This is a genomic window from Rhizobium sp. 32-5/1, from assembly GCF_029537235.1.
Taxonomy (GTDB): Bacteria; Pseudomonadota; Alphaproteobacteria; order Rhizobiales; family Rhizobiaceae; genus Pararhizobium.
The window spans coordinates 1,872,655-1,884,150 of sequence record NZ_CP120638.1 but is presented as its reverse complement, the minus strand read 5'-3'; the positions used below and the strand labels follow the sequence as shown (position 1 = coordinate 1,884,150).

The window sequence follows — 11,496 nt, the reverse complement described above, 5'->3', positions numbered from 1 at the left end:
CAACGCAAGACGCGCCCGCTCCAGAGGGGTCTTTGAAAACGGTTCAGTCGTTTTCTTCAAGATAGTCGACATAGCGTCGTATCTCCCTTTTGTTGGCCTTGCGCAATGAAATCACCCATAGGGTTTCAGCGCGGATTGTGAAAATCAGGACATGAACACGTTCGCCGATGAACCCGATGGCGGCCTCGCGAATTTCGCCGTAGTCTTGCCTGTCATCGACGACAATCAGGGCGCTGTCGAATTCGAAGGCAGAGACCATCGAAAACGGGATATTGCGTTGAAGGGTATTGCGTTCATGCTTGACCGGATCGTATCCGATATTCAGACTGCTCAAGGTTCTGGACATCGTACCTCCAGATCGTGCGCACCAGTATAACACAGCTATTTTTGTATGCACAAAAATAACATGTCAGGGCCCAAAATTGTCCGGGTGCAATTCAATCATTGCTCTTGAGGGTCGCTTTCATTAAAGGCTCGCCATGATCCCCCGATTTATTATCCCAGCCAGCGGAAGCGTTTCATGACCGAGACAGTCCATCCCGATACCGTTCTCATCATCGATTTCGGCAGCCAGGTCACGCAGCTGATCGCAAGACGCGTCCGCGAAACCGGCATTTATTGCGAAATCGTGCCGTTCCAGTCCGCGGAGGAGGGGTTCCATCGCCTGAAGCCGAAGGCGATCATCCTGTCCGGCAGCCCGGCCTCGACGCTCGACATCGGCTCGCCCCGCGCGCCGCAGATCGTTTTCGACAGCGGCCTTCCGGTTCTCGGCATCTGCTATGGCCAGCAGACGATCTGCGAACAGCTGGGCGGCAAGGTTGAGGCCGGCCACCACCGGGAGTTCGGCCGTGCCTTCATCGAGATCGACAAGGAATGCACGCTTTACGAAGGCGTCTGGCCCGTCGGCTCGCGCCATCAGGTCTGGATGAGCCACGGCGACCGCGTCACGGCGATCCCTGAAGGCTTCGAGGTCGTCGCGACCTCCGCCAACGCGCCGTTTGCCTGCATCGCCAATGAGGCGAAGAAATATTACGCTGTGCAGTTCCATCCGGAAGTCGTGCATACGCCTGATGGCGCCAAGCTGCTTGCGAATTTCGTGCACAAGATTGCCGGCTTGAAAGGCGACTGGACGATGGCGGCCTACCGCGAACATGCGGTTGCCGCGATCCGTAAGCAGGTGGGCGACAAACGCGTCATCTGCGGCCTTTCGGGCGGCGTCGACTCGTCCGTTGCCGCGCTGCTGATCCATGAGGCGATCGGCGACCAGCTGACCTGCATCCTCGTCGACCACGGCCTGATGCGCAAGAACGAGGCGGCGGATGTCGTCGCCATGTTCAAGGAGCACTACAACCTGCATCTCGTGCATGTCGACGCATCCGACATGTTCATCAATGCGCTGGAAGGCGAGAGCGATCCCGAAACCAAGCGCAAGACCATCGGTCGCCTGTTCATCGACGTCTTCGAGGCAGAAGCCAAGAAACTCGGCGGCGCGGACTTCCTGGCGCAGGGCACGCTCTATCCGGACGTGATCGAGAGCGTTTCCTTTTCCGGCGGCCCCTCCGTCACGATCAAGTCGCACCACAATGTCGGCGGCCTGCCTGATCGCATGAACATGCAGCTGGTCGAGCCGCTGCGCGAACTGTTCAAGGACGAGGTTCGCGTGCTCGGCAAGGAGCTGGGCCTGCCAGACAGCTTTATCGGCCGCCATCCCTTCCCGGGGCCGGGCCTTGCCATCCGCTGCCCGGGCGGCATCACCCGCGAAAAGCTCGAAATCCTGCGCGAGGCCGATGCCGTCTATCTCGACGAGATCCGCAAGGCCGGCCTCTACGATGCGATCTGGCAGGCTTTCGCCGTCCTGCTCCCCGTCCAGACCGTCGGTGTCATGGGCGATGGCCGCACCTATGAATTCGTCTGCGCGCTGCGCGCCGTGACCTCCGTCGATGGCATGACCGCCGATTTCTATCACTACGATATGGAATTCCTCGGTCGCGCCGCCACCCGCATCATCAACGAAGTCCGCGGCATCAACCGCGTCGTCTACGACGTCACCAGCAAGCCGCCGGGCACGATCGAATGGGAATGAGGTAGCCTCGGCGACAACGGATCGGGAGGCTGGAAGCGTCCGGGTCTGACCGCTCTGCCGCAGCTGCCGAAAAAACGCGTCAGGGTGTCGGTTTCCGAAAGCTCCGTTCGTCGTTCCAATGCCGGAGCGATGCAGCCGGCTCAACCAGGGAGACAGACGATGCGCGTGATGGTGTTCGTGAAGGCGACCGAAGACAGCGAGAAGGGATATTTCCCGACGCCGTGGACGAACGAGATGATGGCGGCGATGGGCAGGTTCAATGATGATCTGCGCGAGGCCGGTATCCTGCTCATGGCCGAAGGTTTGAAACCCTCCTCGCAGGGAAAACGTGTCGGGTTCGATGGTCCCGGCCGCACGGTTATCGATGGCCCCTTTCAGCACGCTCGCGAGCTTGTCGCCGGCTTCTGGCTCTGGGAGGTCAAGGATATGGACGAGGCCGTCGCCTGGGTAAAGCGCTGCCCCAATCCCATGCCGGGGCCGAGCGAGATCGAAATCCGGCCCTTGTATGAGATGGCTGATCTAGGGTGAAATCTGCGACAGGCGATGACCGGCGCGGCTGCCGTTGAGATTAGAATGCCCGACCGGTCCGTTTGTCGCTTTCCAGCCGCGCGACACAGCCTTGAATCTTTGCCAGTAGCAGGTCGAAATCGACCGGCTTGGTCAGATAGTCGGCGGCACCGGCTTTCAGTGCGGTGATCATGTTTTCCTTGTCGCTCAGCGCTGTCAGGAAGATGAACGGTATGTTGGCGAGCTGCTCGTGGTTGATCTGGATTTCGGCAAACAGCTGGTGTCCGTCGAGCTCCGGCATGGTGATGTCGCAGACGACGATGTCCGGCCATTTGCTGACGATGATATCCAGCGCCTGGCGACCGTTGGTCGCCTCCAGTGTATTGAAGCCGGCGTCCCTTATCTCCTCGATCAGGAGACTGCGGATGTCGTCTTCGTCTTCGACGCAAAGAATGGTGATCATGACTACCCTACTTTCGCCTGGTCGCATCCCGCGGCCTTGGGCATTGTGGTGTTGACCGGAAGAACGACGGTGAACGTGCTGCCTTCGTTTTTCCGGCTTTCGAGCTTGATATGCCCCTGATGTTCCTCGACGATCTGCTTGACCAGGTTCAGGCCGATCCCCGTTCCGGCAATCCCCGTTGCGCTTCTGGCTCTGAAATAGCGCTGGAACATTTTTGGCAGATCCTCGGCATCGATCCCGACGCCGCTGTCCCGAACAGCGACGCAGGCGGCGCCGTTTTCCACATATCCCCGGATAAAGATATCCGGTGACGTCGGGGCATATTTGACCGCATTCGAAATGAGGTTCGTGAAGACCTGTTCGATGGCGGCGGTGTCAACGACGACAATTGCAGGGAGATCATTTAGTTCCACATGGAAACGATGGAAGCCGCCGATCGACTTCTGCCGCAGCACGCATCGCTCGACGATCTCGCGCAGGGAGCACGGCCGGAATTCATAGATCATGTGGCCATGTTCGATCCGTCCCGCGGACAGAAAGCTTTCCATCAGGTCAACCATCCGAGAGACGGCGCTGCGGATCAGGCCCGCCTTTTCCTCGGCGAAATCGCTCGTCAGATGATCCTTGCGCCGTTGCAGCCGTTGCGCTGCGCCATCGATGATCGCAAGCGGCGTCCTGAACTCATGGGAGGTCATCGTCACGAATTGTCGTTGCAGCTCGTTGATGTGCCGCTCCTGGTCGAGCAGGCGCTGCAGTTCCTCCGCCTGCCGTTCGATCTCCGCTGTTCGTTGGGACACCAGGTTCTCGAGCGTTTCCTTGTGCCGGAGAATATCCTGCTCCGCCCGTCGCTTCATGGTCACGTCGAGATAGGTCAGGATGCTGCCGCCGCCCGGTTTTGGAGCCGATCGCATTTCGAGAACCAGCCCGGTGCCGACCTCCCGGTCGAAGCAATGTTCCTCGAAGCGACGGATATGGCTGACGCGCTCGTACACTTTCTCCTCGGGATCGCCGGGGCCGTACTCGCCTCTGCGGGCGTTGTAGCGAAAGACATCCTCGATGTTCGACCCTGCCGGAAACATTGCTTCCGACAGATCCAGAAGGTTATAGAACCTGCGATTGGTGACAAGCATCACCAGATCTGCATCCAGAACGCATATTCCACCAGGAAAATTGTCGATCGTTGCCTGCAATAGGGCATGAGCATCGTCCTGGCGCACCAATCTGCTCTTCATGCTGCTGCCACCCGACACGGAACCACTCCTGTTTCCCGCACAACGTATCGCTGCAGGGCAGCGACTTTGCACCTACGATATAGGGAGAGCCGGTTACCGGCCTGTTAAGATGCAATAGCATTTCTGGGGATGCACCCGGACGTTGTGTTTGTGGGCGTTTTACGGAATTTCGGCAAGTCACGGTTTGACCAATGACAGATCTCCGGGTCAGCGCCACCGCGAAATCGGCACGATCAGTCAACGACTCTAGAACCCAAGCGATTGCTGGGTTGGTTCCGGCGGCTTCAAGCGCACCCCTCCAGTTCCAGCATATGCACCTTGGCGGTTGCTCCGCCCGGGGCGGAAAAGCCGCCGACCTTGCCGCCGGCGGCGAGAACGCGGTGACAAGGGATGATCAGGGGGATGGGGTTTTTTGCCATGGCCTGGCCAACATCACGGGCGGCTTCCGGGCCGGCGCCGACCGCCTTTGCCAGCGTGCCATAGGTGGTCGTCTCGCCCCAGCCGACGCGACGCAGGGCGGCATAAATGCGCTGGAAAAATTCATCCTGGTCCGCAAGATCGAGCGTCAGTGCTGAAAAATCGATCGTTTCGCCGCGGAAATAGCGCTGCACGGCATCGATAATTTCTTTGATCAGCGCCGTCGGCGGCGCGGCTTTTACGCCTGGAACACGGCGCATGAGGCTGCGCTCCGTTGTTTCGGCGGTGCGTGCCGGCAACTGGAAGCGGATCACGCCGACATCATTCCAGGCGATGGCGCAATAGCCATGGGCGGTTTCAAAGACGTGGTAACGATGGGTCGTTGTCGGGGCCATGGATCCTGATCCTTTCCTTGGCTGTCAGGTGTTCTTCGTCGCCGCCACCTTTTAGAGCTCACCGGAATACGATTGTCCTGCGACCATGAAGCATGTCCGATCCTCTCTCAAATCGGCTGTCGATGCCACCCGATTCCTGCATAGTTGCAGCGACATTGTACAATTCTCGTGCCGAAAAACGCCGCGGTTTGTGGGAATAAATTCACATTGTTCCCTTTTTGTTCTTGATCAAAAATCCGAGTCGGCTATACTGGTGCCATCCAGAAAGAGATGAGGTCTGCCATGCTTGGAAAAGCCGGGAATGAGGTCGTGCGTGCACACCAGCAGTCGTTTGCCTTTGGCGATGCTGCGGGATTGCGGTCGAAAAAGTTTGACGAAACCGTCAGGAGCAACCTGTTCCTGGCCATTGTGCCCGAGCGGGATACGGCGCTTCAGGCGGTGGAAATCGGCCGTCATGCGGCCGTCGAATACGGTCTCTCGCGCCATCTGCGTCCGCATCAGCTGATGCACGTGTCGTTGAATGCCGTCGGCGCCTATACCCATCTGCCTGACGATGTGGTGTTTACGGTGAGCGAGGCGATGTCGGCCGTGCGCGCCATGCCGTTCGAGGTGAGCTTCGACAGGATCATGAGCTTTGCCACGGGCTATTCGCGACCACTGGTTCTGACGAGTGCTGTTCGCAGCGAGGAAATGATGGACCTGCATGTGCAGCTGGCCAAGGAAATGTGGAGCGCCGGCCTGATCTTTTCCTACAATCCGCGCTTCAAGCCGCATATGACGCTGCTCTATGACGAGGCCACGGTTGCAGAGCGCGAACTGGCGGAACCGGTCCGCTGGACAGTGCGCGAATTCGTCCTGATCCACAGCCTTGTCGGGCGAAGCGAATATGAATATCTGGGGCGCTGGCCGCTGCTGGGATAAGGGCGCGTTTCGCCACGGTCTCCCCACTTGGCGTCGGGATTTTTGACATATTGCATCCTTAGGGGTGAAGCCGCATAAGCGCCGGGCACGAATACAGGCCACGAATACAGGCGGATCCCATGGATATTTCGGACATCATCCTTCCTGGCGATACGCCCGGCATCGAATGGCGGCTGCCGGTCGTCCGCTTCCAGGGCAGCGATCCGAAGGCGCCGAAGGTCTATCTGCAGGCGGCGCTGCATGCCGGTGAACTGCCGGGCACCGCCTTGCTGCATTTTCTCTGCGAGCGCCTGCGCAAGGCCGATGCCGATGGGGCGATCCGCGGTGATATCACCATCGTGCCGCATGCCAATCCGATTGGTGCCGCGCAATCACATTTCGGCGACATGCAGGGCCGCTTCGATCTCGGCTCGCGCACCAATTTCAACCGCGATTTTCCGCTGATTTCGATGCGCGACCACGACACACTGATGGACGATCTCGATCGCTATCCGGCGGTCGGGCAATTGAAACGCCAGCTGCTGCACATGGCGCTGGGTGCCGATCTGGTGCTCGACCTGCATTGCGATGATGAATCCCTGCAATATGCCTATATTGACGATGCTTTCTGGCCCGAGGCTGCGGATCTGGCAGCAGCGCTCGACATGGCTGCCGTCTTCCTGTCCGACGGGCAAAGCTCCGCCTTCGAGGAGGCTGTCGGCCATGCCTGGAAACATGCCGTCGAGGGCGAGCGCAAGACGCATCTGCCGGGTCATCTGGCGGTGACGCTGGAATTGCGCGGGACGCGCGACGTCTATCCGGAGTTGGCCGCAGCCGATGCCGACGGCCTTTGGAATTTCCTTGTCAGTCGTGGCGTCGTGTCGGGCGATGCAAGGGAGGTCGGCGCGTTCGAAGGTGATGCACTGCCGCTCGACAATATCGAGATGATCCGGGCGCCGCAGTCCGGCGCCGTGCTGTTCCACAGGAGCTTGGGGGATCGGGTGCTGGAGGGCGATCTCCTGGCGACGATCATCACCCATCCCGGCATGGAGAATGGCGTGGTCGAGGTCCGCGCGCCGCAGGCGGGGCTGATCGTCACGCGGGTTTCGACGCGGTTTGCCCGTCGCCGTGCCGATCTGATGAAGATCCTCTGCAGCGAAAAGACCGGGGCGAACCGCAAGCCGGGGACGCTGGAGGATTGATCAGGTATCCGTTGCCGGTCACGGCAGCGTGCCGGCCTCGAACTTCGGGCTGTCCAGCAAAATAGTCGAGCGCAGCGTCTTGATCTCGGCGATCCTGTCGAACTCGACCCAGAGCAGCCGCTTGTAATCGCTGACATCGCGCACGGCGATCTTCAGGAGGAAATCAAAATCGCCGGCCACCGTGTGACACTCGACCACCTCAGGCATGCGGCTGACCTGATCGATGAACCGCTGGGCGACCTTGGTCACCGTGCGTTCCAGCGTCACCTCGAGGAAAGCCTGGAAACCGAGCCCAGCGGCCTTTGGATCGACGATCACGGTCTGGCGGATGATGCCGCTTGCATAAAGCCTTGCCAGCCGTCGCGACAGGGGCGCCGGCGACAGCCCCACCTTCTCGGCCAGCTCGTTGTTGCTGCGCGACGCGTCCTCAATCAGCAGGCGAATAATCCGCCGGTCGGTCGCGTCCAGCGCCATGTCTTTCTCCACGTCCACCGGCTTTCCCTCGTTCTGTAGTTCAAGCGCAAATATATGCACATTTTCACAAAAATGAGCAATAATGTGAAAGCGAGATATCGCCATTGCGCAAATAATGCAGCGATTTTGCGTGACCGGTCATTTATAAACTGCTGCGAGGCGCTGTTGGGGTATGGCGTCTGTTCACAGCCAGCGACTGCCTTCCTTTCATCCATCAGACCGCCAGGAACCTTTCCATGTTCGACATGCTTGCCCGCCAGCCCGATGATCCCCTGCTTGCCCTGATCGGACTTTTCCGAAAGGACGCACGGCCGGGTAAGATCGACCTCGGTGTCGGCGTCTATCGCGACGAAACAGGTGCGACGCCGATCTTCCGCGCGGTCAAGGCGGCCGAAAAAGCCCTGCTGGAGACGCAGCAGACCAAATCCTATATCGGACCGGAAGGGGATGCTGTTTATCTCGACCTGCTCTGGTCGCTGACCGGGGGCAATAAAACAGGTCGTGCGGTGGCCGGCGTGCAGACGCCCGGCGGTTCCGGCGCCTTGCGTCTGGCGGCCGATCTTTTGCAGGGCATGGGTGTCAAGCGCATCCTGCTCGGCCTGCCGAGCTGGCCCAACCATGCCAGCATCTTCAAGGCCGCCGGTCTCGAGATCGTCGCCTATCCGTTCTTCGACGTGCCATCGCAGACAGTCCTCTTCGACCGCATGGTCGAGGCACTGGACGGTGCGAGTGCCGGTGACGCCGTTCTGCTGCATGCCAGCTGCCATAATCCGTCCGGGGGCGTGCTGACATCGCTTCAGTGGCAGGAAATCGCCGCTATCGTCGAGCGACGCGGGCTGCTGCCGCTGGTCGATCTCGCCTATCAGGGCTTCGGGCGCGGGTTGGAAGAAGATGTGGTCGGCTTGCGGTCCCTGCTGGCTGCCGTGCCGGAGGCGCTGGTTGCCATCTCGTCCTCCAAGTCCTTCGGGCTCTACCGCGAGCGCACGGGTGCGATCTTTGCCGTTGCTGCAAGCCAGGTGCTGGCCGATACCGCCCGTTCCAATCTGGCAGCGCTTGCCCGTATCAGCTATTCCATGCCGCCGGATCACGGCGCCGCCATCGTTCGCGGTATCCTTGAAAGCGAGGCTCTCAAGGCCGATTGGATGCAGGAACTCGACGGCATGCGGGCCCGCATCCAGACGATCCGCCAGTCGCTCGCTGCGGGGCTCAAGGGCCGGTGGCCTTCGCTGGCGGCGATGGCCGATCAGGAGGGCATGTTCTCCCTCCTGCCGCTCAGCGAGGCAGAGGTGCTGCGCCTGCGCGCAGACCACGGCATCTACATGCCGACATCGGGACGCATCAACATTGCCGGCCTGAAGACCAGCGACGTCGACGCCGTCGTTTCCAAATTCATCGCGCTGTGAGGCTGACCATGCAGGAAAAGAGCATTCCGGCCATGCCGCTGGAAGCACCGGTGGAGACGGTGGAACGTCACCGCCTCTACGAGGACGTGCTGGCGATCCTGCTCGGCACGCTGTTCGTATCGTTCGGCATGGTCATCTACACCAAGGCCGTGCTTCTCGCCGGCAGCACGGCAGGGCTGGCGCTTCTGTTGCAATACATCACCGGCACGCAGTTCTGGATCATCTTTTCGCTGGTCAACCTGCCGTTCTACGTGTTGGCGGTAAAGCGGCTGGGCTGGCTTTTGCGCTGCGCACCTTCGCCGCCGTCAGCCTTGTGTCGTTGTTTTCGCGGCTGATGACCGACTGGGCGAGTTTTGCCTATCTCGACCCGGTCTTCGCGGCCATCATCGGCGGCTGCCTGGCAGGCTGCGGGCTGCTCGTTCTCTTCCGTCACCGCACCGGGCTCGGCGGCATCAATATCCTGGCGATCTACCTGCAGGAGAAATTCGGCATCCGGGCGGGTTACTTCCAGCTGGCCGTCGATCTCTCCATCCTGTTCGCCGCCTTCTTCGTCGTCTCGCCCCAGAACCTCGTTCTCTCGGTGTTGAGCGCCGTCATCGTCAACATGATCCTGGCGATCAATCATCGGCCGGGCCGCTATGCCGGGCTGACCTGAGATTTACCGGAAGCTGCCCTCTTTTCTGGAATGCCCAGCGGCGTTATGGATGCCCGACATATCTCGACCGACGGCAGACGAGGGCATCCATGGGCGTGACGATCTACGGCATCAAGAACTGCGACACGATGAAGAAGGCGCGCGTTTGGCTCGACGGTCGCGGCATTGCCTATGCTTTCCATGACTACAAGGTCTCCGGCGTCGCGCGCGCCGATCTGGAACGCTGGGTCGCGGAACTGGGCTGGGAAACGGTGCTGAACCGGTCTGGCACGACATTTCGGGCCCTACCGGATGAGGCCAAAGCCGATCTCGATGCCGGCAAGGCGATCGAACTCATGCTGGCGCAACCCTCGATGATCAAGCGGCCGGTTCTGGATGTCGATGGCCGGCTGATCGCCGGCTTCAAGCCGGACAACTATCAGGCAATCTTTCCAGGCTGAGGCGGTGATGTCGAAGACCACGCGTGCAACCCAGTTTCTCGCCAAGGCCGGCGCCGCCTTCACCGTGCACAGCTATGACTACGACCCCTCCGCCGACCGGATCGGCATGGCGGCGGCCGAGGCGCTGGGCGAAGATCCAGCGCGCGTGCTGAAAACCCTGATGGCCGAGGTGGACGGCAAGCCGGTCTGCGTCGTTGTCCCGTCCGACCACGAAGTGAGCATGAAGAAGCTCGCGGCTGCCTTCGGCGGCAAGTCGGCCAGCATGATGAAGCCCGCCGATGCGGAGCGGCTGACCGGCTACCATGTCGGCGGCATCAGCCCGTTCGGCCAGAAGAAGCAGGTGCCGACCGCCATCGAAGCGTCGGCCATGGCGCAGGATAAGGTCTATATCAACGGCGGCCAGCGCGGTCTTCAGGTCAGGCTCTCGCCGGACGATGCGCTGAAGGCGCTCAACGCGGTGGCAGCCCCGCTCATTGCCTGACGCGCTACTCCCACTGCGCTGCCCAGTCGCGCAGGGCAAGCCGCGCGGGCTTCGGCCATTCTCCGACGGCCGGGCGGACGATGATTTCCTCGCCCTCCGGTTTCCAGGCCAGGTAGATCGTCTGCTCTTCCGGGTTCGTGGCAATCATCGCGCCCGCCTCCAGGCAAATAAATTTCGGACAGGCCGTGCCGACGAAATAGCCGTTTTCGAACGTGCCGCTGCCGATCCCGACGATGAGTTCGGCAAAGGTCTGGCGGTCCTGCCCGAGCAGGTCATCGATTTGCGGAGAGAGATCGCCGAAGCCCATCAGCTCGCTTGGATGCGATGCGGATTCGACCTCGGCCCAGCCTTTCGATGTATCGGCGACAAAAGCCTCATTGGCGATCTGACGTATGCCCGCGCCCGGCGCCCATTCCCAGCGCTCGCTCTCGCGATCCGGCAGCGGATCGGTGGCGAAAAGGACGCGGTCCTTCTCGATGGTTACGTTCATGAAAGCGCAGCTGTCGATGGGGCCTTCGAATGTGGCCTCGCCATCCGCCGTCGCCGAGATGACGAAGGGTGATCCTTCGCAGGCATTGCCGCCAGCGGAACTGGTGCCGACCAGGAAATCCACGTCATCGATTGATCCGCGATGCTGGATCGCGATGAACGCATCCTCATGCACCTTGCGCCCGTCGATGCTCAGCGCGTGCTCCGAGAACGGGCCGTCGATGACGATCTGGTGTCCGGCGAGTTCCTCCACGTCTTCAGGGCTGTCCTGCGCTGAAGCAAAACTGGGCGGGATCAGCAGGGCCAGGATAACGAACAGACGAGTGATAGCAGCCAACGACAACTCCTCGACGCG

General features: G+C 60.7%; 12 protein-coding genes and 2 pseudogenes. 8 read left to right on the top strand and 6 right to left on the bottom strand.

Translation table 11 applies throughout. The annotated features are described in order from the left end of the window. Positions 1 to 43: 43 nt before the first annotated feature. The gene (locus tag P6U16_RS09690) at positions 44 to 346 is read right to left on the bottom strand and encodes a BrnT family toxin (protein WP_277703560.1); all 303 of its coding nucleotides are present in this window, start codon (positions 344 to 346) and stop codon (positions 44 to 46) included. A 174-nt stretch (positions 347 to 520) separates the two neighbouring features. Between P6U16_RS09690 and guaA the strand changes: the two genes are divergently transcribed. Next, positions 521 to 2,083, top strand: a complete 1,563-nt coding sequence (gene guaA / locus P6U16_RS09685) for a glutamine-hydrolyzing GMP synthase (protein ID WP_277703559.1) — start codon at positions 521 to 523, stop codon at positions 2,081 to 2,083. A 159-nt stretch (positions 2,084 to 2,242) separates the two neighbouring features. Beyond that, a complete protein-coding gene (locus P6U16_RS09680; protein ID WP_277703558.1) occupies positions 2,243 to 2,611 on the top strand; it encodes a YciI family protein in 369 nt (122 codons plus the stop codon). A gap of 40 nt (positions 2,612 to 2,651) precedes the next feature. On the opposite strand, the gene P6U16_RS09675 is transcribed toward P6U16_RS09680, so the two are convergent. The 3 genes and pseudogenes from P6U16_RS09675 to P6U16_RS09665 all read right to left on the bottom strand — a co-directional run bounded on the left by P6U16_RS09675 (position 2,652) and on the right by P6U16_RS09665 (position 5,097). Then, positions 2,652 to 3,053, bottom strand: coding sequence for a response regulator (locus P6U16_RS09675; protein ID WP_277703557.1), 402 nt, complete (start codon positions 3,051 to 3,053; stop codon positions 2,652 to 2,654). A gap of 2 nt (positions 3,054 to 3,055) precedes the next feature. Further along, the gene (locus P6U16_RS09670) at positions 3,056 to 4,285 is read right to left on the bottom strand and encodes a PAS-domain containing protein (protein WP_277703556.1); all 1,230 of its coding nucleotides are present in this window, start codon (positions 4,283 to 4,285) and stop codon (positions 3,056 to 3,058) included. 246 nt (positions 4,286 to 4,531) lie between these two features. Continuing rightward, positions 4,532 to 5,097 (bottom strand): annotated as a pseudogene (locus P6U16_RS09665) (methylated-DNA--[protein]-cysteine S-methyltransferase). Positions 5,098 to 5,379: 282 nt separating this feature from the next. Between P6U16_RS09665 and P6U16_RS09660 the strand changes: the two are divergent. Together P6U16_RS09660 and P6U16_RS09655 are read left to right on the top strand one after the other, a co-directional pair. Next, a complete protein-coding gene (locus P6U16_RS09660) occupies positions 5,380 to 6,018 on the top strand; it encodes a 2'-5' RNA ligase family protein (protein WP_277703555.1) in 639 nt (212 codons plus the stop codon). A 119-nt stretch (positions 6,019 to 6,137) separates the two neighbouring features. Then, on the top strand, positions 6,138 to 7,199 hold the full coding sequence (locus P6U16_RS09655) for a succinylglutamate desuccinylase/aspartoacylase family protein (RefSeq protein WP_277703554.1): 1,062 nt from the start codon (positions 6,138 to 6,140) through the stop codon (positions 7,197 to 7,199). Positions 7,200 to 7,217: 18 nt separating this feature from the next. On the opposite strand, the gene P6U16_RS09650 is transcribed toward P6U16_RS09655, so the two are convergent. Continuing rightward, positions 7,218 to 7,673: an Lrp/AsnC family transcriptional regulator gene (locus P6U16_RS09650; protein ID WP_277703553.1), complete on the bottom strand. Its 456-nt coding sequence runs from the start codon at positions 7,671 to 7,673 to the stop codon at positions 7,218 to 7,220. A 236-nt stretch (positions 7,674 to 7,909) separates the two neighbouring features. Between P6U16_RS09650 and P6U16_RS09645 the strand changes: the two genes are divergently transcribed. From P6U16_RS09645 to ybaK, 4 genes and pseudogenes are all read left to right on the top strand, one after another. Then, a complete protein-coding gene (locus P6U16_RS09645) occupies positions 7,910 to 9,076 on the top strand; it encodes an amino acid aminotransferase (protein WP_277703552.1) in 1,167 nt (388 codons plus the stop codon). A 32-nt stretch (positions 9,077 to 9,108) separates the two neighbouring features. Next, positions 9,109 to 9,731, top strand: a pseudogene (locus P6U16_RS09640) (YitT family protein). Between the two features lie 89 nt (positions 9,732 to 9,820). After that, positions 9,821 to 10,171, top strand: coding sequence for an ArsC family reductase (locus tag P6U16_RS09635; RefSeq protein WP_277703551.1), 351 nt, complete (start codon positions 9,821 to 9,823; stop codon positions 10,169 to 10,171). Between the two features lie 7 nt (positions 10,172 to 10,178). After that, positions 10,179 to 10,652, top strand: a complete 474-nt coding sequence (gene ybaK, locus P6U16_RS09630; RefSeq protein ID WP_277703550.1) for a Cys-tRNA(Pro) deacylase — start codon at positions 10,179 to 10,181, stop codon at positions 10,650 to 10,652. A 4-nt stretch (positions 10,653 to 10,656) separates the two neighbouring features. Here the strand turns inward: ybaK and P6U16_RS09625 are convergent, their stop codons facing one another. Beyond that, the gene (locus P6U16_RS09625) at positions 10,657 to 11,478 is read right to left on the bottom strand and encodes a hypothetical protein (RefSeq protein ID WP_277703549.1); all 822 of its coding nucleotides are present in this window, start codon (positions 11,476 to 11,478) and stop codon (positions 10,657 to 10,659) included. Positions 11,479 to 11,496: the final 18 nt, after the last annotated feature.